At 59.0% G+C, this 21,207-nt stretch carries 15 protein-coding genes and 1 tRNA gene; all 16 read right to left on the reverse strand.

Features of this window, described 5'->3' with window-relative positions:
* Positions 1-539: 539 nt before the first annotated feature.
* Positions 540-1,934 (reverse strand): two-component system response regulator DctD, encoded by a 1,395-nt coding sequence (dctD, locus tag IB273_RS23370; RefSeq protein WP_151188649.1) that lies wholly within the window; start codon positions 1,932-1,934, stop codon positions 540-542.
* Positions 1,931-3,727 (reverse strand): sensor histidine kinase, encoded by a 1,797-nt coding sequence (locus IB273_RS23375; RefSeq protein WP_151188648.1) that lies wholly within the window; start codon positions 3,725-3,727, stop codon positions 1,931-1,933. The genes dctD and IB273_RS23375 overlap by 4 nt, the downstream gene beginning before the upstream one ends.
* Positions 3,728-3,851: 124 nt before the next feature.
* Positions 3,852-5,867 carry a methyltransferase gene (locus tag IB273_RS23380; RefSeq protein WP_192225138.1) on the reverse strand — a complete coding sequence of 672 codons (2,016 nt, stop codon included), beginning with the start codon at positions 5,865-5,867 and terminating at the stop codon, positions 3,852-3,854.
* The gene (locus tag IB273_RS23385) at positions 5,864-7,180 is read right to left on the reverse strand and encodes an ABC transporter ATP-binding protein (RefSeq protein ID WP_192225139.1); all 1,317 of its coding nucleotides are present in this window, start codon (positions 7,178-7,180) and stop codon (positions 5,864-5,866) included. Before IB273_RS23385 ends, IB273_RS23380 begins: the two co-directional genes overlap by 4 nt.
* A 64-nt stretch (positions 7,181-7,244) precedes the next feature.
* Positions 7,245-8,285, reverse strand: a complete 1,041-nt coding sequence (locus tag IB273_RS23390; protein WP_151188645.1) for a glycosyltransferase — start codon at positions 8,283-8,285, stop codon at positions 7,245-7,247.
* On the reverse strand, positions 8,282-9,220 hold the full coding sequence (locus IB273_RS23395) for an NAD-dependent epimerase/dehydratase family protein (RefSeq protein WP_151188644.1): 939 nt from the start codon (positions 9,218-9,220) through the stop codon (positions 8,282-8,284). Before IB273_RS23395 ends, IB273_RS23390 begins: the two co-directional genes overlap by 4 nt.
* On the reverse strand, positions 9,217-12,678 hold the full coding sequence (locus tag IB273_RS23400) for a glycosyltransferase (protein WP_192225140.1): 3,462 nt from the start codon (positions 12,676-12,678) through the stop codon (positions 9,217-9,219). Before IB273_RS23400 ends, IB273_RS23395 begins: the two co-directional genes overlap by 4 nt.
* 31 nt (positions 12,679-12,709) lie before the next feature.
* Positions 12,710-13,540, reverse strand: coding sequence for an ABC transporter permease (locus tag IB273_RS23405; RefSeq protein WP_151188642.1), 831 nt, complete (start codon positions 13,538-13,540; stop codon positions 12,710-12,712).
* Positions 13,541-13,599: 59 nt separating this feature from the next.
* Positions 13,600-14,145: a dTDP-4-dehydrorhamnose 3,5-epimerase gene (gene rfbC, locus IB273_RS23410; RefSeq protein WP_151188641.1), complete on the reverse strand. Its 546-nt coding sequence runs from the start codon at positions 14,143-14,145 to the stop codon at positions 13,600-13,602.
* Positions 14,145-15,026, reverse strand: a complete 882-nt coding sequence (gene rfbA / locus IB273_RS23415; protein WP_151188640.1) for a glucose-1-phosphate thymidylyltransferase RfbA — start codon at positions 15,024-15,026, stop codon at positions 14,145-14,147. Before rfbA ends, rfbC begins: the two co-directional genes overlap by 1 nt.
* A complete protein-coding gene (gene rfbD / locus IB273_RS23420) occupies positions 15,023-15,931 on the reverse strand; it encodes a dTDP-4-dehydrorhamnose reductase (RefSeq protein ID WP_151188639.1) in 909 nt (302 codons plus the stop codon). Before rfbD ends, rfbA begins: the two co-directional genes overlap by 4 nt.
* Positions 15,928-16,986, reverse strand: coding sequence for a dTDP-glucose 4,6-dehydratase (gene rfbB / locus IB273_RS23425; protein WP_151188638.1), 1,059 nt, complete (start codon positions 16,984-16,986; stop codon positions 15,928-15,930). The genes rfbD and rfbB overlap by 4 nt, the downstream gene beginning before the upstream one ends.
* Positions 16,987-16,989: 3 nt before the next feature.
* Entirely contained in the window at positions 16,990-17,967 is a 978-nt protein-coding gene (locus IB273_RS23430; RefSeq protein WP_231708935.1) for a glycosyltransferase family 2 protein, read from the reverse strand.
* A gap of 347 nt (positions 17,968-18,314) precedes the next feature.
* Positions 18,315-18,390 (reverse strand) — tRNA-Thr (locus tag IB273_RS23435).
* 75 nt (positions 18,391-18,465) lie between these two features.
* A complete protein-coding gene (locus IB273_RS23440; protein WP_081515325.1) occupies positions 18,466-20,004 on the reverse strand; it encodes a DHA2 family efflux MFS transporter permease subunit in 1,539 nt (512 codons plus the stop codon).
* 13 nt (positions 20,005-20,017) lie between these two features.
* The gene (locus IB273_RS23445) at positions 20,018-21,202 is read right to left on the reverse strand and encodes an efflux RND transporter periplasmic adaptor subunit (protein ID WP_192225141.1); all 1,185 of its coding nucleotides are present in this window, start codon (positions 21,200-21,202) and stop codon (positions 20,018-20,020) included.
* Positions 21,203-21,207 lie beyond the last annotated feature (5 nt).

Below are 21,207 nucleotides of genomic sequence, written 5' to 3' on the forward strand. Positions count from 1 at the left end.
CGTCTTGGCGGGGCACTCCTGATTCAGGTCAATAGCTTGCTATCCAATGTATTGGGCAGTACTTCCTGCTCTGCCCACCCCGCATAAACCATAGGAGAGGTTTTGCATTAGCGCCCGATTTAGAGGGGATTTCGTGAAGATTTGAGCGCGGTTTCATGACCGCAGAATGGCAGTCGATTTCGCAGGCCCACGCAGGGCGCGCCGTTGCGCTTGATTCGCAGATGCAGAGAGGCGCAGGACCGCTGTGTAGGAAAGTCCTGAACGAAGATGCGAGAGGGGAAAATTGGCCGGGGCAGGATCACTGCACCCGGCGATGCGCCTGTCGAATCGAAGGCACGAGATGGCAAGAAGCCCGAAGGACACCGCCGGGTTCGTGGCCCGGCGGGCGCGACGTGGCAGGCACGTCGCGAGATGTGATGCACAAGGCAATCGCACCTGTGTCGCAGAGCAAGGTGTGTGCCAGGGCTGAAGACTACGTCAGAGCGCTCTGTGGCGCTGTTCGCCCTTGGTCGCAGTCCAGGCCATCGGCGGATTTCTGCTCAGAGGTCGCCATCGTCGGCGGAATTTCCGCCACTGCCGGAGAACAGCAGGCCGTGCTTGCGCAGTTTGTCGTGCAGGGTCTTGCGCGGTACGCCTAGCGCTTCGGCAAGGCTGCGCAGGGAGTTGTGCGAGCGGCCCATCTCGGCGGCGATCAGCGAGCGCTCGAAGGATTCCACCTGCTCGTTCAGCCCGGCGCCGGGAGTGGCGGCGGTGGCCTGCCCGTGGCTGTCGTCCAGCCCCAGGTCCAGGCCGAGGGCGTAGCGCTCCGCGGCGTTCTGTAGCTCGCGGACATTGCCCGGCCAGCCGTGTGCCAGCAGTTGCGCACGTTGCGCCGAGTCCAGCGGGCGGGCGTTCAGGCCATGGCGCTGCGCACCGCGCTCGGCAAAGTGCTGGAACAGCAGCAGGATGTCGTCGCCCCGTTCGCGCAATGGTGGAATGCGCAGACTGGCCACATTCAGGCGGTAGTAGAGGTCAGCGCGGAAGCGGCCTTCATCGGAGGCCAGGCGCAGGTCCTCCTTGGTTGCCGCGATGATGCGGATATCCAGCGGAATGAGCTGGTTGGAGCCCAGGCGCTCGACGGTGCGCTCCTGCAACAGGCGCAGCAGCTTCACCTGGACGTCCAGGCTCATGCTCTCTATCTCGTCGAGGAACAGCGTGCCGCCGTTGGCGAACTCGAACTTGCCGATGCGGCGCTTCTGCGCGCCGGTGAAAGCGCCCTGTTCGTGGCCGAACAGTTCGCTCTCCACCACTGACTCGGCCAGCGCGCCGGCGTTGATGGCGACAAACGGACCGTTGCGGCGGCTCGACAGGTCATGCAGGGCGCGGGCGACGACTTCCTTGCCCGATCCGGTTTCGCCCAGGACCAGCACGTCCGCCTGGATCGCCGCGAGCGATGCGACCTGCTGTTGCAGACGCTGCATTGGTGCGGACTGGCCCACCAGACGGCCACGGACTTCCTTCTGCTCGGTCAGGGCCAGGCGCAGGCTGCGGTTTTCCAGCACCAGTCGGCGCACATCGAGTGCGCGGCGCACGCTGTCCAGTAGCGCATCACTGGGAAAGGGCTTCTCGAGGAAGTCATAGGCGCCCGAGCGCATGGCCTTCACGGCGAGCGGTACATCGCCATGGCCGGTGACCAGGATCACCGGCAATTCGGAGTCTTGCGCATGCAGTTGCTCCAGCAGTTGCAGGCCATCGATGCCCGGCATGCGGATGTCGCTGACGATAACTCCTGGCCAGTCACGCGCCTGCTGCGGATCGATCTGCCGCGCATCGCCCAGGGCGACCACCTTGAAGCCGGCAAGGTCGAGGGTCTGGCAGAGCGCCTGGCGCAGGTGCGGGTCGTCATCGATCAGCAGCACCTGGGTGGTGGAGTCGAACGGCTCGGCCGAACTCATGCGCGGGTTTCCTCTTGCGGCGTCAGGGTCACGCCGGGAATGCCCGGCAACAGGTGCAATTGTACGAGAGCGCCGCCCTCGGGGTGGTTGCCCAATTCAAGATGTCCGCCCAGCGTGCGTAACAGGGTGTCGCAGATGGCCAGGCCCAGACCCAGGCCTTTCGCGCTGGTCTTGGTGGTGAAGAAGGGCTCGCGAGCATGGGCCAGGGCTTCGTCGGAAAAGCCGGGGCCGTTGTCGCGCAGGGACAGGATGATGCGCTCGGGCGTCTGCTCGGTGGTCAGCCAGATGCGCCTTGGCAGTCCCTTCTCGGCCAGGGCATCGAGGGCGTTGGAGATCAGGTTGGAAAGGATCTGCCGCAGCCGCGTCTCGCCGGCCTGCACCCAGATTGCCGCGTCGGGCAGGTCGCGCAGCAGTTCCACGTTCATCGCCTGGCGGCGCTGGGCGAGCAGGGCCAGGGCGTCATTGATCGCTGGCTGCAGTGCAACGTTCTCCGGCGCCCGGCGGGCGCCGCGGGCGTAAGCCTTGAGGTGCCCGATGATCGAGGCCATGCGCCCGGTCAGTTCACCGATCTGTTCGAGGTTGCCGCGGGCGTCGCTGTAGCGCTCGTGGTCGAGCAGTACGCGGGCGTTGTCGGCGTAGCTGCGTATCGCCGCCAGTGGTTGGTTGAGCTCATGGCTGATGCTGGCGGACATGGTGCCCAGGGCGGTCAGTTTGCCGGCCTGCACCACTTCATCCTGGGCGTGCATCAGCTCGCGCTGCGCCTGCTCGCGATTGCTGACTTCCTCCTGCAGCCGCGTGTTGGCACCTTCAAGCTCCTGGGTGCGCTCCTGCACGCGCAATTCCAGCTCATGCTTCGCCTGGGCCTCCAGGGCGATGCGTTCGAGGTAATGGCGGCGGCTGATAGTCAATAATGAGAGTAATAGAAGCAGCGCGACCAGGGTGGCTGCGCCGATCAGGACGACGCTGCGTACCGGTGCGTCGACCTGGGATCGAGGGGTATAGATGCTAACCGTCCAGCCAGTCTCGGGCAGGTGGCGGCTCTGGCTGATCCAGCGGCGCTGGTCGATCTTCAGCGGCGCCGGGTGCAGCACCGGATAGGGAATGTTCTCGGCGATCTCGCGTTGCTTGGCGGGGGATAGCTCCTTGCCAGTGTGGAAACGCCAGGCGTTACTGGACGAGAGGATGACGACGCCGTTGGAGTCCATGACCAGCAACTGCTCCGGCGTATTACCCCAGAGCTGCTCCATGTGTTCGAGGTCGACCTTCACTACCAGCACGCCGAGCAGCTTGCCGCCGTCGCGGACATCGCTGGCGAAGTAGTAGCCGCGGCGCTTGGAGGTCGTCCCCAGGCCGAAGAATCGTCCCTGCCGACCTTGGGTCGCTTCCTTGTAGTAGGGGCGGAAGGCGAAGTTGCGGCCGACGAAGCTGTCCGGCTGATCCCAGTTGGAGGCGGCGTGGGTCATGCCGTCCGCCTGGATCAGGTAGATGACGTCTGCCCCGGTGCGCCCGCGGATGCGCTGCAGTTCCAGGTTGGCGGCGTTCTGTGCTGTCAGGCTCTCCGGCGTTTGCAGCGCGGCGCGCAAGGTCGGCAGTTCACCGAGGATCGGTGGCAGGTCCTCGTAGCGGCGCAGGGTGCCGAGCAGGTTGGCGACGTAGAGGTCGAGGGTCTGCTGGTTCTGCTCGGCCAGTTGCTCGCTGTAGTAGCGCTCGGCGAAGTGGTGGAGGGGCCAGAGCAACAATGCTAGCGCAAAGACGAGCAGGACATTGAGCCTTGAAAATCGCTTGTTTTGCATCGAGGATAGAACCCGGCAGCTGCTGGCGAGGCATTATGACCCGAGAACAGCCTGATCGCCCTTGGGCTGGCCAGCTAGAGCTATGTGGCACGTCTCATCTGCTGTGCAGGCTGCAGCGTGAGCATCACTCCTTAAACAGGTGGGTCTTGAGGCGCCAGATACGGCTGGACCTGATCTTGGACAGCTCGGCATCTGTCTCGCTCAGCTTTTGGCGCAGTCGCTGGTTTTCGCTCGCTTGTTCCGATAGATGCGTGACTTCCTCAGAGAGTTTCTGGAGCTCATTTTCCAGCTCTGCCATCTCGGCAAGTGTGTTATCAACCTTCTGATGCAGCCTTTGCTTTTCGCCTTCGAGCCATTTGACCTGTGCGATATAGGTATTCGCCAGTTCTTCCACCTGCTGAATATGGCTTACCAGACTGCTGGTTTCTCGTCGGGAGACATCCAGGAATGTCGGTAGAGTGTGCTTATGCCAATCGTCATACGGGATAGCTGGGCACGGGCATGCTGATACGAAGCTCATGAATTCTGCTTCCATCTCCGCAAAGCGCTCGTAATCGGCTTGTCCGAAATCGGCTCCGAGATGTGCATAAAGATCTTCAAACAGTCGACCTTGCTGCAGCCAGCGGAGCTCACACGGCACTGCAAGACTCGACACCATTCTCAGCAGAGTGGTGATGGCCCTGAAAACGAGATAACCCAGTGAAATATCCTCCGCATACTCCCATTCAAGGTCAATAACCTGGGTCTTGTCTTCGTTCTCCAGAATGTTCTGCGGGACAAGGTCCAAGAGTGAGCCGGGAAGCGGGGTGGAGAGGTCATGTGGACCTGAGGTGGGCAGACCCGCATAACTCACCACGACACTGATGTAATCTGCGAGCAAGCGGGCCAGCCCCTTGGTCGTCCAGCTGGGAGTTTGCAGAGTGCGGATCAATCCGGTGCTCAATGCTTCACCTGAAAAGAATCGCTCATCGAGCCGATGGTGCCTGAAGCGCTCGGATGATTCTTCTGCTTGGACTCCAGCGATCAGTGGTCGCTGATTGACCTGAATGCGCCCCTGTGAGCTTTTCCTGAACTCGACCAGCTTGCAGTAGGCCGGCTGGCGGTTGCTGGAATAATGGCAAGCCAGCAGATCCGCTTCGAACAGTGGCTCACTTGCGTTGGGCCGATTTGACGCGGCAATCAGAAATGAGTTGGAAAGATCGGCAAGCAGCCCGTTCTTGCCCACTTCCCGCCAGGTACATTCCAGAGAGAAATTCAGATACTCCGAGGATATCTGCGGGTCTCTGGGAGATACCTGCGCGGCCAGCGCAGAAACATCAAACGACGACTCAGCGCTGTAGCCGCTCGGCAGTACTATGCTCGCCGGGAGTTTGTAATCGGGAAATGGCAAGGCGGTTTCAATATGTTCGAAACCGGATTCGACGAGACGTTGGCGTAATTCAAGATGGCCAAATGTTTCTACTCCAGGGTGTTTATAGAGACCCTGAATTCCAACTCTTGGTGCCCCTAGGTGATCCTCTGGCGCGCCCGCCAGATACTTCAGGCCCAGTTGGTTCTCAATCGCAATGATAAGAACACCGTCCGGTTTGAGTAGTGCCCTGACAGCGTCGAGCATCGAGCGAACCGGATTGGCAGCATCATTGAACTTGCCTGCGTACTCGAGGACACCAATAAGAGTGATGACGTCGAACTTCTGCTCCGGCTTGAAGCGCTCGAACTGGTCGTTGATCACAGTTACGTTGGGCAGATCTCGTGTCCGTTGCGCTGCGATCGCAGCCCGTCGCGAGCTACCTTCAACGGCGATGATACGTGCCCCCGCTTCGCCAAGGTAGCGGGTGATGGCACCGCACCCGGCACCTATTTCCAGCACATCGCCGTCGAGCAAGTGCTCCAGCGGCCGTAGCAGGTTAGCCCTGGCAGAGCTCAGGTGATAGGTGGTTGGCCAATCTACACAAGCAGTATGCAATTGCCGGGAAAATATCGAGACGTCCGTGCTTTCCGAAATGATCCGATGGAGTCGGTTCTCCGTGTCGTCACCATCACTGTAATCGAACGGCAGAGGCTCGCTGCGCGCCCAGATATGTTGTTCTGGCTGGAACGAGTAGCCGAGGCTTTGCAGAGTTTCGTGGAGCAGGTTCATTCTATGTTCATCTGCATATTGAGATTGGTCAGGCCGAAGAAACGGGAGTCTGTCCCAACGACAAAGTGGATCGAATCGTAGCGACGGTCGTGGGGAACAATTTCCTCACCGTTTCGCGTGGCTATGCCAAGCGATATGAAAAAGTCGCCTTCACCGAGACTGCAGTCGAAGCGCACAGTAGCGATGAAACTGGCGCCTGCCGGATAGCTGTTCCGGGTTTCCTCACACTGCAGGAGTTCGGAGTTGGTCCCGAAGAGGGTCACACCGTCCTTGGTTTTGATGGTCACTCCAAGAATAGGGCGGATCAGCGGCATGAGCATCCTGACACCTACCTTCAGCACTACCTCGGCGCCATTGCGAATCCGCGTCGGATAATCAGTTCCCTCGCTGCTCAGCGAGAAATCGGTAATGGCAACCGAGCCGTCACCCCAACGGTACTCGTAGGGATTATAAAGCTGGCGACTGGCGAAATGATCTCCCTCGGTTTCTATTTGAGGGCCGACCTCCCTGCTTTCTGCGGTGGAGGCTTGCGCGCGGGGGCTGACGGTGGCCTCGGCCTTCGGCTCGATTTTTTCACGGCCGAAGAGGAGGTCCAGATAACTGTTGATGACAGACCTTGGCTTGCCTTGGGTGATGATTCTTCCGGCATCGAGAAGGACCGCGCTGGAGCAGTGAGTTACGACCTGCTCGCTGCTGTGGGTAACCAGCAGAATACTGGTTCCGTTTTCCTTGAGCTTGCTAAGGCGGTCGAAGCATTTCGCCTGGAACTTGGCATCGCCAACGGCAAGTGCTTCGTCGACGATCAGGATTTCGGGATCGATCTGTGCCTGCACCGCGAATGCGAGCCTGACCAGCATGCCACTGGAATATGTCTTGACCGGTTGGTCAATGAAGTGGCCGATATCAGCAAAACCGGCAATGAGATCGAATCGCTGGTCGATTTCTTCCTGAGTGAGTCCCAGTAGCGCGGCGTTGAGATAGACGTTTTCCCTGCCGGTAAACTCCGAGTTGAATCCTGACCCCAATTCCAGCAGAGCGGCAATCCGGCCGTTGGTGATGACCGATCCACTGGAAGGAGTGAGTGTTCCTGCGATGATTTGCAGCAGTGTGGACTTCCCAGAGCCATTGCGGCCTACGATACCGACCGTCTCCCCGCGAGGAACTTCGAACGAGATATCACGCAGTGCCCAGAACTCTCGATACAGCTTTCTGTCCCCGCGAAGCAGCATTTGCTTCAGGCGATCCTTGGGAGAGTCGTAGATGTTGTAGCACTTGCTGATGTTCGAAATGGTGATCGCGTTTTCCGCTGACATGGGACGGCCTTAATTTAGCTTGAAGCGTTGGTTGAGGTGGCGCGATCACTCTCGATGAGGCGCTTCACGATTGCAGGCGCGAACGCAGCCAGCGTTTGGCCAGCAGCAGCAGGGACTCGGGCTCGACGGTGCTGTTGGCGGCAGGTACTGGGCTGGTGTCGGTCTGGATGTGGCAGACATAGGCTTGTCGCAGCTCAGCGTTATCCAGAAGCAGCAGCTCGGGCTCGGGGCATTCCGGACTTTTCCGGGCGTCGATGAATTGGTTGATCATCCAGAAGACTTTGTCATTGCCCTGCAGATTCACCGAGTTATGGATGCGTTCAGCGTCCAGGATCCATTGCCTGGGATCTTCTCCCTCATAGAACCGTCGGCCTTCGAGTCTGCGCATACCCGTGGCGAGCACCCAGCAAATCTCGAACAGCATCCAGGCCCGGTTGGAGGAGATGGTATTGCTGCCGTGTATGCGGTACTGCATGAGAGGTTGATCGATGATCGAACAATGGAACTGTTCTACTGCCCTGAACATAAAGTCCCAGTCGTGGGCGAAGCGAAGATTGCGCATGCCACCGATGGTCTCGAATAGCTGGCGGCTGAAGACCATATTGCTTGTGGTGGAAACAAAGTTCGAAACCACCAGATTGAGATCAAAATCTTGAGTGACAGCAAACGAGCGGGAAGGGGTGGGAATTGCCCACGGAAGCATGTTCTTCCAGCCTTCCTTGATGCCTAGTGCCTGCCCTTGCTGGTTGATGACCTCGATCCATGTGGTCACGAGGTCGAGGGACTGCTCCTCAAGAGCTGCAACGCAGCGCGAGAGCCGCTGCGGATGATAGATATCGTCGGAGTTAAGGATGGCAAGGTATTTGCCCTTGGCCAAGGACAGGCCGCGGTTGATCGCATTATGGGCGCCGGCGTTCTCCTGCTCTATGAGCGTGTAGCGCGGGTCTTTCACCTGGCGTAGATAGTCGAGGGAGTCGTCGCTCGAACCATCGTCGATGACAATCAGTTCCAGGTCTTCCAGGTCCTGATTGAGGACACTGTCGATGGCCTTATCGATGTAGTGCCGGTGGTTATAGCTGGGGATGATTACCGATACTTTGGTCATTTTTGCTTGCTCAGATATGCCTTGATCCACTCCCAGGTCGCAGGAAGGCCTTCCTGCAAGGCCATCGGGGAGTAGTCGATCTGTCTGGTCAGCTTCTCGATATCGAGGACGTTGTAGCCGACATCCATGGGGCGGGGTGCTTCGCGTTTGATCAACAGTTCATGGCCGTCATTCTCGACCAACGGGCGCAGGTAGCGATTGAGAAGGTCGATGGTGGCGACGCCGACACCAGTCCCGATATTGAAAGTCTCGCCATTAGGTGCGGTGTGGATCAGCGTAGCAATGGCCTGGGCAATATCGTCCACATGGACGTAATCGCGCACCGAGCCACCGCTTCCGAACACCGGAATCGGCCGCTTCTGCAGCACAGAGGCCAAGGTGGTGGCGACGATGCCTTGCCCTTTGAACGGAATCTGGCCCGGGCCGTAAGCGTTTCCGGGCCTCACGATTACTGCCGGGAGCCCGCGTTGCTGGAAGTACAGCCGAGCGATTTGCTCAATGTTCAGTTTGGAGGTGCCATACAGCGATATTGGCGAGGTCGGGCTGCACTCCCGGATTGGGCGATGCTCCAATGAATTGCCATAAACCGTGCCACCTGAAGAGACGAAAATAAACTTTTCGACACCTGCATGAAGGCATTCTTCCATCAGCTGGATGGCGGGTAGGACGTTGCGTTCGTACTCAAGGCGCATGTCGCACGTCTGGTTGAGCTGGATGCTTTCGTGCGCCAAGTGCACGACCGACTGAATGCCTTTCAATGCGTTGCGTAGCAGCTCGCGGTCGGCATAGCTCCCCATCACCTGCACGATCCGACTGTCGGTGGTCTGGGGAGGTGAATGCCGGCTGATGCAGGTCACCTGATGGTCTCTGGAAAGCAACAGGTTGGATAAGTGCTCTCCTATGAAACCGTGGCCACCGACGAGTAAGGTCTTCATGGGATGTTCTGCTCCAGATAAGGCTGGCTAGCCTTGTAGAAGCAGTCGATGTACTGCTTGGCGATATGCTCACTGGAGAACCGATCCAGAATGTCTGCCTCCTGAGCTTGAAGATTGCGGCGGTACTCTGGAAGTCGCTCGTGCCACTGACTGAAAGCGGTTGCGCGATCCGCCTCGCTGGCATCGACGGCAATGGTCTGCCCGCCCGCGAACTCCTCCAGTACGACGCTGATGTCACCGGCGTCGGTAGAGAATACCGGGACCCCGAAATTGATCACTTCCAGCATGGCGATCGGCAAGCCCTCATAGGCCGAGGTGATGATCAGCCCGCTGGTGACCGACGCCAGTTCCAGGGTGTTGGCGACATACGGAATGCACTTGACGTTACTCAGGTTCTCCCTTGCGATGAACGCGTGGCATTCGCTGCTGAGCTCACCGTCCCCAACCAATACATACATTTCGTCTGTAAGGTCCTTGCGAAGCTGGGCCAGCTTCAGGAACTCCAGCGGTCGCTTCTGTCGGGTGAGCCTACCGACGAAGGTGAACAGTTTACGGTCGTCAGGAAGGCCCAACTTTTTGCGCACTGCGTCAGGAGTGGAGTCGGACTTCTTGAAATCGATGATCTTCTGAGTGTTTACCGCCGAATAGATGAGATCGATTTTCTCCCTATCCATGTTCAACTGTTCGATGAACTTATGCTGGATCTTCTGGTTGATGGCGATAAAGCGATCAAATGACTGGATACCTGGCTCGTGATAGCGATTGATCCAGCCTTCGTTCACGTCGTAGACCTCCTGGTCGATGACCGGGATGTCATGGAACAGGGCACGCAGATTCTGGGCGTTATCGCATAGCCAGGGAGAGCCATTGGCGATCCAGATGAAGTCCGGGCTAATCCATTTCTTGAGCTGAAGAAGAAGGCGAAGGTATTCCGAGTGAGTCGTTATCTCGGACATCTCTACCAGACGCGCACCGGCATCCTGGAATTGTGCGGCGAGACTGCCCTGCTCCTGGCGCAGACGCTCCATGGTAATGACGACGAAGTCGTAGGAACTGTCTAGCTTACGAATAATCTCGACTGTATTTCGCTCTACGCCGCCCACTGCGACGAAGACCGGAAACACGAAGACAGTCGGCCGGTTCTTTTCCATGACAGGGAGCTTGGCAGGCGCGTATGGGCGCTGGGCGTGGGTGCCAGTCTTGGTGGAGAACCAGGAGTTGTGTTCATTGAACGAAACCTCGGTGCAGAGCAGTTCGTTCAATGAAGATTTTCGCCAATCGCCTTTTTCCAACGGCTCCGTCCGGTAGATCTTGCCAGCGAAGGAGGCCTGTCCGAGAGTGCCGTTCAGCACGGCCGGCAGCAGGTGGGCGGAGAACACTAGCTGATCCGAAAGATTGCCATGCGTGACAGTGCCGTCATTCTCCAGCCCGTAGGAAATCAGACAAAGATCCGCGCGATTTTCTGCGACTGCCAGCCATGCTCCCAGCAAATGGTCGCGGTTAGGCATGCCGGAACCACTTTGCGGTCGGAACAGGACCAGATTGTCTGTGGCCTCTCTCTGTATTGCCTGCAGGGCTTCGGCGGGCGAGAGGATAGTCGCCTCATTGCCCATGATGTGTGTAAAGGATTCGCGGATCGAGTTGGCCGCAGGATGTGACTCGTCAAGAACCAGGGCGAAAGTAGATTGAGTACGCTGCCCACTGCTCGGCGCCTGAACGGGGGCATTGCCGGCCCGGCGCTGGAGGCTTTCCTGGATGCGGCGGAACAGATACCGAGGGTCACGTACCAGCCAGTACAGCGCACGACCCGCCTGTCTCTGCAGGCGCATGCGCCGGTTGTTGTCGGCAGCCGGAATGGTGCGCAGTCCTTGCAGGAGCGAAAGCTCCTGGAACATGGCGGACTGCTGCTCAGGATCTACTAGGATTGACCTGTCGCGTGCAACGTGGGCATCGAGGAGGTTATGCATCTGCTCCCGGTTCAATGCCAGAGCGTCAGCGGGAGTACGTTCGATGTGCTGCCAGTAGTCCTTCCATGCCGATGAGAAATTACGCTCCATCGCCAGCGGTAGAACTTGCTGCTCGCTCGAGGTGATTCGCTGCAATACCCCGTATTCGTACATCGCTCGAAACAGAGTGCTGTAGAGCAGGCTGAGATAACCGCCAATCAAGGTACGGGAGGCCTTTCCTCCATCCACGATCAGCCCTTCCAACGCATTGCAATGTGCGACCAGTGTATCAAGTCTGTTCTGCCAGACTTTCCCGGATGCGGCATTGGCAGATCCCGGCCGCTGTCGTGCTGCGGCCTCCAGTGCATCTATGCCAAGTATGCGACCAACGCCTGGGTGAGCATCTCTGAAAACGACGGCCATTCGGCCTGAGCAGATCTGGCGTTTGCAGAAGCCCTCAACAATGTAGGGGTGGTAATGATCCCCCTTTGCTTCGGTGGTGTAGTAGATCTTCAGACCGCGCAGCGAAAGCCTGTAGCCGAGTTCGATATCCTCGAAACCATATTGGTCGAAGCGATCATCGAAGATTTTCTTCTCCTGGACCACGATGTCTTTGTCGATGCAGATATTGCAGGTATAGAAGTGGCGGAAATCGACGAAGGCATTATCAGGCAGGCGGTTGTAACTGAACTGCTCATTCCCGATCTCGGTAATGTGCTCCATCAGATGGTTGACTGTCAGGTCGGGCGCCCAATCGACAACACCAAGGGTGGCGACATTCTTACCAAGCGTCCTGGCCAGGCGCGCGTGGACATTCAGGATTTGAGCGTCGGGGAATATGTCGTCGCCAATAATCAGGAGGCGTTCGCCCTTGGCGGCAAGAATTGCTGCGTTTCGCGCTTTCGATGCCCCGCCATGGTCATTGCGTAAAACGCGGATGGGTAGATCGTTGATCTGCTCCAGATACTCAACGCTGCCGTCTTCCGAGCCATCATCCGAGAAGATGATCTCATAGGCGAATGGAGTTTCCCGGTTGACTAGTCGCCAGGACTCGATGACGGTCGGTAATAACCGCAGTCGGTTGTAGGTGGGAATGATGACACTGATGTAGGGGGCGTCATTACCAGGAGATGTCGAGTCCTCGCATGCCGAGAGCGATTGCGCATGCTCGGCGTTGATCCAGTCCAGGTCCAGCGAAGGATTCAGATGGCGGCCTTCATGGCGTCCGTGGAGCCAGTAATGTACCAGGGGCGGAACATTCAGGGATGCAACGTCCGGATAACGGGTCAGGTAATAGGCCCCGTCGAACTCAGGACAGGGATCGCGCATCTCACGCCAGCCAATGCTGAGGTAGTGGCTCAGCGGATTGATGCCGGCAGCCTTAACATCGGAGTTTTGGGAGAGGTACCAGGCTGCATTGAAGAGCGGGCTTTTCTCCAAGGCCGATTGCCACTTCAGACGCTCCAGTTTTCGCCCAAGGCTGTCTGGTAGCGATTTGAAGAATCGCATCATCATCATCTTCCTAATAATGCAGAAAACCTGCTCAAAGAACGTCCGCGAAGCCTTTACGTGTCTTCTGGAACCACCAGAAACCAAGCCAGGCAATCAGAACACTCACTAGGTAGTAGCTACCGAGCTGTGTGATGGATGGCAGATTTCCCCAGATCAGAACCTCTCTGGACTCTTCAATGATGAGAGTCAGGGGGTTGATATAGAGCAGCGGGCGATACGCCTCCGGAATAGCCGTGATGGGATAGAACATGGGAGATAGGAACATCAAAACTGTGGTGATGATTCCTGTGATTTGGGATATGTCGCGTAGATAGGCACCCAAGGCAGCGAGAAACCAGGAAAACCCCATGGTCAGGATGATCAGTGGGAGTAATACAACTGGAAACAGAACAGTAGTAAGCGGAATGCTACCCTTGAGCAGCAACTCGGCTACAAGTAGGACGAGCCAGCTGATGCCAGTGTGAAAGAGCGCCGCCCCCATAGATATCCAGGGGAGGATTTCTAGGGGGAAAACAATTTTCTTCACATAGTTGGGGTTGCCGGTGATCAGTGTCGGTGCACGGTTGAAACACTCGGCAAAAAGACCATGAACGATCATCCCGGAAAAAATGATGATCGCGAAGTCACCGGTATTGTGTGGCTCGGTGTTTCCCCAGCGAGACTGGAAGACGACGCCAAATATGAAGGTATAAACGACCAGCAGAAGTATTGGGTTGAAGAACGACCAAGCCAAGCCCATTATCGAGCCGCGGTACCTGCCGATTACTTCACGGACAGCCATCTTCCAGATGATCGATCTATTTGCCCAGAAACTACGCGTCATTTCGGGCGGATTGGCCGCGTGATGAAGGCGAGTGCTCATGCATTCATCTCGAAACGTTGGATCTGCATACGGAAATGTTTAGTAGTCATCGAGAGCAATTACTCATAGGTCGTTGCGTCGAAAAGATAGGGAGCCGCAGCATCTTTTGCAGACAGTTGGGGCGGTTGCTCGAGGGGCCATTGAATGCCCAGTGCAGGGTCATTCCAGGCGATGCACCGCTCGTGCTCCGGCGCGTAGAAGTCGGTGGTTTTGTAGAGAAACTCTGCACTCTCGCTCAGCACTACAAATCCGTGTGCGAAGCCTTCTGGAACCCACATCTGCAGCTTGTTCTCTGCGCTCAGGCGCTCGCCGACCCACTTTCCAAAAGTTGGCGAGCTCTTGCGCAAGTCAACGGCGACGTCAAAAACCTCTCCCGCAGTGACACGCACAAGTTTTCCTTGTGCTTGTGACAACTGATAATGGAGGCCCCGCAGCACGCCCTTGGCGGACTTTGAGTGATTGTCCTGAACGAATTTGACCGACCTTCCAACAACTTCCTCGAATTGCCGGTGATTGAAACTTTCGAAGAAGAAACCACGTTCATCCCCGAAAACTCTTGGCTCCAGAAGGATGACATCAGGTATGGCAAGTCGTGTGGCTTTCATCAGTAAACCGTCTCCACGATCAAACGCTTCAAGTACTGTCCGTAACCGTTCTTGCACAGCGGTTCGGCAAGCTTGTCCAATTGTTCCGCAGTGATCCACCGCTGCCGAAAAGCGATTTCTTCTGGACAGGCAACCTTGAGCCCTTGGCGATTTTCCAGGGTGGCGATGAAGTGGCTGGCTTCGAGCAGGGAGTCGTGAGTGCCGGTGTCCAGCCAGGCATAGCCACGGCCCATGATTTCTACCGACAGCGCACCGGCCTCCAGGTAGGCTTTGTTGATGTCGGTGATCTCAAGCTCTCCCCGAGGAGAGGGCTTGATGTTCTTGGCGATCTCAACGACCCGGTTGTCGTAGAAGTAAAGACCCGTGACCGCATAGTTGGACTTGGGCTTGGAGGGCTTCTCTTCCAGGCTTATCGCCTTTCCTTCGCTATCGAACTCGACGACACCGTAACGTTCCGGGTCATGCACGTGATACGCGAACACGCTAGCACCCGAGTTGCGCTGCATTGCGTTGTGCAGCAGCTCCTGGAAATCGTGCCCATGGTAGATGTTGTCGCCCAGTACCAGTGCGCAAAGGTCGTCGCCGATGAACTCCTCGCCGATCAGGAAGGCCTGCGCGAGGCCGTCCGGTGAGGGCTGGATCGCATACCGCAGATTCAAACCCCACTGGCTGCCATCCCCCAGCAATTGCTCGAACCGTGGCGTGTCCTGGGGAGTGGAGATGATCAGGATGTCGCTGATCCCCGCGAGCATCAGGGTGCTCAGCGGGTAGTAGATCATTGGCTTGTCGTAGACCGGCAGCAATTGCTTGGATATGGCCAGGGTGGCCGGGTGCAGGCGGGTGCCGGAGCCGCCGGCGAGAATGATTCCTTTGCGCTTCATATATTTCCCTGGTCCGCCAGTTCTCTGATCATGCGTTTAACGTGGTACTCCCAGGATGGGAGCACCAGGTCGAATGTGCTCTGCAGTTTGCCATTGGCCAGGCGCGAGTTGGCTGGCCGCTTGGCGGGCAACGGGTAATCGCTGGCCGGGATCGGGATGATGTGCTGCGCGCTGGCGCGCAGTTCGCATCCCAGGCGCAGGGCCTCGCCGATGACTGTCTGAGCGTAGTGGTACCAGCTGGTTTCTCCGCTGGCCACCAGATGGTAGGTGCCCGAAGCGCGAGCGGCGAGCGCAGGTTCGTTTGCCAGACGCTGCAAGACCAAGGCTGTGATGTCGGCAATCAGTTCCGCGCTGGTGGGGGCGCCGATCTGATCTGCAATCACCCTGAGCTCGTCGCGCTCCTTTGCCAGTCGCAGCATGGTCTTGGCGAAGTTCGCTCCGCGCGCTGCATAGACCCAGCTGGTGCGGAAGATGAGATGGCTGCAACCGCTGTCTCGGATGGCCTGCTCACCTTCCAGCTTGGTCTGTCCGTAGACTCCCAGGGGGCCGGTAGCAGCGTCTTCCTCAAAAGGCTGGTCGCCGCCGCCGTCGAAGACATAGTCGGTCGAATAGTGCACCAGCCAGGCGCCAATCTCCTGCGCGGCCTGTGCCAGAGCTGCGACCGCTTCGGCGTTGATCCTGCGTGAGCCCTCGACGTCGGTTTCCGCTTTGTCCACTGCCGTATGCGCGCCCGCATTGACGATGACGTCGGGGCGCTCGTCCGCCACAAGGCGGGCGAGCCCGTCCAGATCACTCAGATCGGCCTGCTGGCGGTTGCAGACAACGAGTTCTCCCAGAGGAGCCAGCGCGCGCTGCAGCTCCCAACCGACCTGGCCGTTAGCGCCAAGAAGAAGAATCTTGCTCATGCGTACTGTTTGCCTACCCACTCGCGGTATGTGCCGCTGGTGACGTTGTTGACCCACTGCTGGTTGTCTAGGTACCAACGAACGGTCTTGCGAATGCCGGTATCGAAGGTTTCCGCCGGCCGCCAGCCCAGCTCGCGCTCCAGGCGCGTGGCATCGATGGCGTAACGGCGGTCGTGGCCTGGGCGATCTGTCACGAAGGTGATCTGTTCCCGGTAGCTTTTGCCGTCGGCGCGAGGCTGTTCCTGGTCAAGCATGTCGCAAAGGGTGTGCACCACGTCGATATTGGCCTTTTCGTTCCAGCCACCAACGTTATAGGTCTCACCCAGAGCGCCGGCCTCAAGGACCCGGCGGATGGCGCTGCAGTGGTCTTTTACGTACAGCCAGTCGCGAATCTGCTGGCCATCGCCATAGATCGGCAGAGGCTTGCCTTCCAGGGCATTGTGGATCACCAGCGGGATCAGTTTTTCAGGGAAGTGATAGGGGCCATAGTTGTTCGAGCAGTTGGTGGTCAGCACCGGCAGCCCGTAGGTGTGGTGGTAGGCACGGACGAGATGGTCGGAGGCGGCCTTGGATGCCGAGTACGGGCTGTTGGGCTCGTACTTGTTATTCTCGGTGAAGGCTGGATCGGTCGGTGACAGGGAGCCGTACACCTCGTCCGTGGATACATGCAGGAAGCGGAAGTCGCGCTTCTCGGATTCCTGCAAGCCGTTCCAGTAGGAGCGTACGCTTTCCAGCAGGCGGAAGGTGCCGACTATGTTGGTCTGGATGAAGTCTTCCGGGCCGTGGATCGAGCGATCCACATGTGACTCCGCGGCGAAGTTGAGGACGGCGCGCGGACGATGTTCCTGCAACAGGCGAGACACCAGGTCCGGGTCTCCGATGTCGCCCTGGACGAAGATGTGCCGCGAGTCATCCTCCAGGCTGGAAAGGTTTTGGCGATTGCCTGCATAAGTCAGCTTGTCGAGGCTGACCACGGGTTCATCCTGAACTGCCAGCCAGTCGAGGACGAAGTTGGCGCCGATGAAACCTGCGCTTCCGGTCACGAGAATGGTCATGGATTAGAGCCTCTGAAGAATGGCGGCCGCCGTCAGGCCGAGATTGCCGAGAAGGGTTTGCCTATAGACTCCTGATTTGATGATCAGGAACAGGCGCTTGAAAAGCGATGACCTGCGTGCGCGAATGAAGAGACTCAGCGTGTGGCGGCTTTCTGCACTCAATTCCGGCTGAACAGCCTGCAGCGCTTGAAGATTGGCGTCGTTCCACTCGCGGAACGTACCGGCCATCATCTTTTTCAGGCGCACGGCGCGGTCGCTGATCCTGGAGTTGGAGCCGATCAGGTTATTGCCATGCTGGCGATAGCCGATCGTGGGTACCGGATCGTAGTGAACGATGCCGCCGCAGCCCGAGACCACCAGATACGCCCACCAGTCATGGGAGACGATACGGTCTTCGTCGTGGGTCTTGAGCAGAAGCTGGCGTGCGGATCGGTTGAAAAGCATCGTGTTGCCACCCGCGATGCTCTGAACCAGGGCATTGCGAAAGGTCGGCGGCGCATCGAACAGGGGGGAAAGGCCGATGGGGGTGCCGTTGGCATCGACCAGTTGGGTTCGAGTGCAATACAGGGCTGGACGCTCATTTGGCACTTCCTTGCACCAGCGCACGGCACGTTCGAGCTTCTCAGATTCCCAGATGTCGTCCTGATCACAGAATGCATAAAAATCTGCTTCCAGTTCAGGGCGTTTGATTAGGGAAATGAAGTTGGCCGAAAAGCCACGGCAGGGGCCATCGAAGATAACCAAACGATTATCTCCAAGTTGCTTCTTATAGCTTTCCAGAATTTCTCGAGTCGCATCACGGGAGCCATCATCGGAAACGAAAATCGTCCAGTTTTGATGGCTTTGTGAAATCAGGGACTCGATTTGTTCGGCAAGAAAGGTCGCGCCGTTGTACGTCGACATCAAGATGCCGACCCGCAGGGTTTTGGCGGCTTCAACGTCCTGCTGTGGTTTTGGCTGAACCGCGTTTTCGGCGATCACTGGCGTGCCCCTGGCGGTTCCATCCGCGGATTGCTGGTCAGTCTGCTGGCACAATGGACATGGCCAGTTGGGGTGCTCCGACGCCAGCTTAATTCAGGAGGCTGCGTGGATCGCGACATTATATTCATGCAGACTGCTCAGTAAACCTATGTCTTTCTTCCAGTTTTTACTCGCGCACAGGAGGCTCGATGAGTTCTTCACCTACGCTATATAAAGAGGATTAAGACTTCCTACAAGTCAGGAGGTTCCCCGTAAAACCTTCCATTCGTCCGGGTAGTCGTTTTTCAAGGCATGAGAACGACAAAGGCCCATCACTGAGGATGAGCCTTTGTCGACGTTCGGATTTTTGGTGCCGGCACCAGGAGTCGAACCCGGGACCTACTGATTACAAGTCAGTTGCTCTACCAGCTGAGCTATACCGGCAAGGAGGGGCGCCATTATAGTCATGGCGCCCTGGGTGTAAACCACTGATTTGTCAGACTGATCCGACTGTTGCTGTCAGTGACCTCCGGCCGTCGCAGCCCCGGGCTTGGCGCCGAAGGGTGGTTTGGCCAGGCAGATGACCACCAGCATGGCGAGGAACACCCAGCCCAGCAGGGTGAAGTAGTCGATGGTGCTGATCATGTAGGCCTGGCTTTCCACCATCCGTTCCAGCAGCGCGGCGCTGTGCTGGCCGGGGCCGCCGAGCTGTTCGACGGTGGCGCGGGTGGCCGGGTCGTACTGGCTGAGGTTTTCGGTCAGGTAGGCGTGGTGCATGGTCGCGCGGCGGTTCCAGATCCAGGTGGTGAGGGAAGCGGCGAAGCTGCCCGCCAGGGTTCGCAGGAAGGTCGCCAGGCCAGAGCCGTCGGCGATCTGGTCGGGCGGCAGATCGGAGAGCAGGATGCTCAGGATCGGCATGAAGAAGAACGCCACGCCCAGCCCCATGAACATCTGTACCAGCGCGATGTGCAGGTAGTCGACCTCGGTGGTGAAGTCGGCGCGCATAAAGCAGGTCGCCGCCATCGCCAGGAACGCCAGCCCCGCCAGCAGGCGCAGGTCGAAGTTGTTTGCGTAGCGACCGACCAGCGGCGAGAGGAATACGGGCAGGATGCCAATCGGTGCGGCCGCGAGGCCCGCCCAGGTCGCGGTGTAGCCCATCTGGGTCTGTAGCCACTGCGGCAGCAGCAGGTTCATGCCGAAGAAACCGGCGTAGCCGCCGACCAGCGCCAGGGTTCCCACCGTGAAGTTGCGGTGCACGAACAGTCGCAGGTTGACGATTGGGTGCTTGTCGGTCAGCTCCCAGATCACGAAGACCGCCAGGGCGATCGCCGCGATGACCGTGCCGCCGATGATGAAGCCGGATTCGAACCAGTCCAGGTCGTTGCCCTTGTCGAGGACGATCTGCAGGGCGCCGACGCCGATCACCAGCATCGCCAGGCCCATGTAGTCCATGGGCGCGTGCTTGATCACAACTGGACGAGCGCGCAGTTGCTGGTAGACGACCATGGCGGCGAACAGGCCGATGGGCACGTTGATGAAGAAGATCCACGGCCAGCTGTAGCTGTCGGTGATCCAGCCGCCAAGGATGGGCCCGGCTATGGGCGCGACCACCGTCACCATCGCCAGCAGTGCCAGTGCCATCCCCCTTTTCGCCGGCGGATAGATGGAGATCAGCAGGGTCTGGGTGATCGGGTAGAGCGGCCCGGCGACGAAACCCTGGATGGCCCGGAAGCCCACCAGCATGCCCATCTGCTGGGCGACACCGCAGAGGAACGAGGCGACCACGAAGAGCAGGGTGGCGGCAATGAACAGCCGCACCTCTCCGACCTTGCGGCTCAGCCAGCCGGTGAGCGGCAGGGCAATGGCGTTGCTCACCGCGAAGGAGGTGATGACCCAGGTGCCCTGCTCGGAGCTCACCCCGAGGTTGCCGGAGATGGTCGGCAGGGCGACGTTGGCGATGGTGGTGTCGAGCACCTGCATGAAGGTCGCCAGCGACAGGCCGATGGTGGCCATAACCAGGCTGGGGGGGCTGAAACTGCTGCTGTTGGGCTGGCTCATGACGGTAGTCGGATCAGCGCTGCGCGGTGCTGTGGTTGGCGTCGGCCAGGTTGGCCTGGATCAGCTTCTCGATCAGTTGGTCGGCCGAGGCCAGTTGCTCCTGGTAGACGTCGGTGGAGAACACCGCCTCGTGCGGCGATTGCTGGGCGAGGGCGGGTCCGCTCTGGTCGTGCAGGCTGATGTTGACGTCCATGGACAGGCCGATGCGCAGCGGATTCTTCGCCAGTTCCTCGGGGTTGATGCGGATGCGCACTGGCACGCGCTGGACGATCTTGATCCAGTTGCCGGTCGCGTTCTGTGCCGGCAGAAGGGAGAAGGCACTGCCGGTGCCGACGCCGAGGCTGTCGACGGTGCCGGAGTACTTCACTTCGCTGCCATAGAGGTCGGAGCGGATTTCCACCGGCTGGCCGATGCGCATGTGCTTGAGCTGGGTTTCCTTGAAGTTGGCGTCGATCCACACCTGGTCCAGCGGGATCACTGCCATCAGTGCGGCACCCGGCTGCACGCGCTGGCCGACTTGCACGGTGCGCTTGGCGACGTAGCCGGTGACCGGCGCGATGATCACCGCGCGGGCGTCGTCCAGGTAGGCCTGGCGCAGCTTGGCGGCGGCAGCTTTGACGTCCGGGTGCGAGGCGATCACGGTGTCGTCCACCAGCGCGCGGTTGGTGTCCAGTTGCTGCTCGGAGTTGGTCAGCGAGCTGCGCGCGGTGTCCAGGGCGTCGCGGGCGTGAGCCAGTTCTTCCTGGGAGATGGCGCCGTCGTTGGCGAGGTTCTGCCGGCGCTTGAAATCGGCCTCGGCCTTGGACAGGGCGACCTTCTTCGTGGCGACGTCGGCCTTGTAGCCGTCGACGTTGCTGAACAGCCCGCGCACCTGGCGCACGGTGCGCGCGAGGTTGGCTTCGGCCTGCTGCAGGGCGATGTCGGCATCACTGGGGTCGAACTTCACCAGCACCTGGCCCTTGCGCACCAGATCGCCGTCATCAGCGCCGATACTGACCACGGTGCCGGTGATCTGCGGGGTGATCTGCACGACGTTGCCGTTCACGTAGGCATCGTCGGTGTCCTCGTGCCAGCGGCCGTAGAGGAGTTCCCAGGCGACGCTGGCGAGGCCGGCGAGGATGACGACGGCGAGCAGGATCAGCAGCCAGCGCTTGCGCTTGGGGTTGCCGTTCTGGGTTTCTTGGGTGGCGGTGCTCATGTCGG

The sequence above is a fragment of the Pseudomonas sp. PDM19 genome, from assembly GCF_014852215.1.
GTDB lineage: Bacteria > Pseudomonadota > Gammaproteobacteria > Pseudomonadales > Pseudomonadaceae > Pseudomonas.

Excerpts from the sequence above, each read along its gene's own strand:
- dctD (WP_151188649.1), bottom strand. The coding sequence starts at position 1,934 with ATGAGTTCGGCCGAGCCGTTCGACTCCACCACCCAGGTGCTGCTGATC.
- IB273_RS23375 (WP_151188648.1), bottom strand. The coding sequence starts at position 3,727 with ATGCAAAACAAGCGATTTTCAAGGCTCAATGTCCTGCTCGTCTTTGCG.
- IB273_RS23380 (WP_192225138.1), bottom strand. The coding sequence starts at position 5,867 with ATGAACCTGCTCCACGAAACTCTGCAAAGCCTCGGCTACTCGTTCCAG.
- IB273_RS23385 (WP_192225139.1), bottom strand. The coding sequence starts at position 7,180 with ATGTCAGCGGAAAACGCGATCACCATTTCGAACATCAGCAAGTGCTAC.
- IB273_RS23390 (WP_151188645.1), bottom strand. The coding sequence starts at position 8,285 with ATGACCAAAGTATCGGTAATCATCCCCAGCTATAACCACCGGCACTAC.
- IB273_RS23395 (WP_151188644.1), bottom strand. The coding sequence starts at position 9,220 with ATGAAGACCTTACTCGTCGGTGGCCACGGTTTCATAGGAGAGCACTTA.
- IB273_RS23400 (WP_192225140.1), bottom strand. The coding sequence starts at position 12,678 with ATGATGCGATTCTTCAAATCGCTACCAGACAGCCTTGGGCGAAAACTG.
- IB273_RS23405 (WP_151188642.1), bottom strand. The coding sequence starts at position 13,540 with ATGAGCACTCGCCTTCATCACGCGGCCAATCCGCCCGAAATGACGCGT.
- rfbC (WP_151188641.1), bottom strand. The coding sequence starts at position 14,145 with ATGAAAGCCACACGACTTGCCATACCTGATGTCATCCTTCTGGAGCCA.
- rfbA (WP_151188640.1), bottom strand. The coding sequence starts at position 15,026 with ATGAAGCGCAAAGGAATCATTCTCGCCGGCGGCTCCGGCACCCGCCTG.
- rfbD (WP_151188639.1), bottom strand. The coding sequence starts at position 15,931 with ATGAGCAAGATTCTTCTTCTTGGCGCTAACGGCCAGGTCGGTTGGGAG.
- rfbB (WP_151188638.1), bottom strand. The coding sequence starts at position 16,986 with ATGACCATTCTCGTGACCGGAAGCGCAGGTTTCATCGGCGCCAACTTC.
- IB273_RS23440 (WP_081515325.1), bottom strand. The coding sequence starts at position 20,004 with ATGAGCCAGCCCAACAGCAGCAGTTTCAGCCCCCCCAGCCTGGTTATG.
- IB273_RS23445 (WP_192225141.1), bottom strand. The coding sequence starts at position 21,202 with ATGAGCACCGCCACCCAAGAAACCCAGAACGGCAACCCCAAGCGCAAG.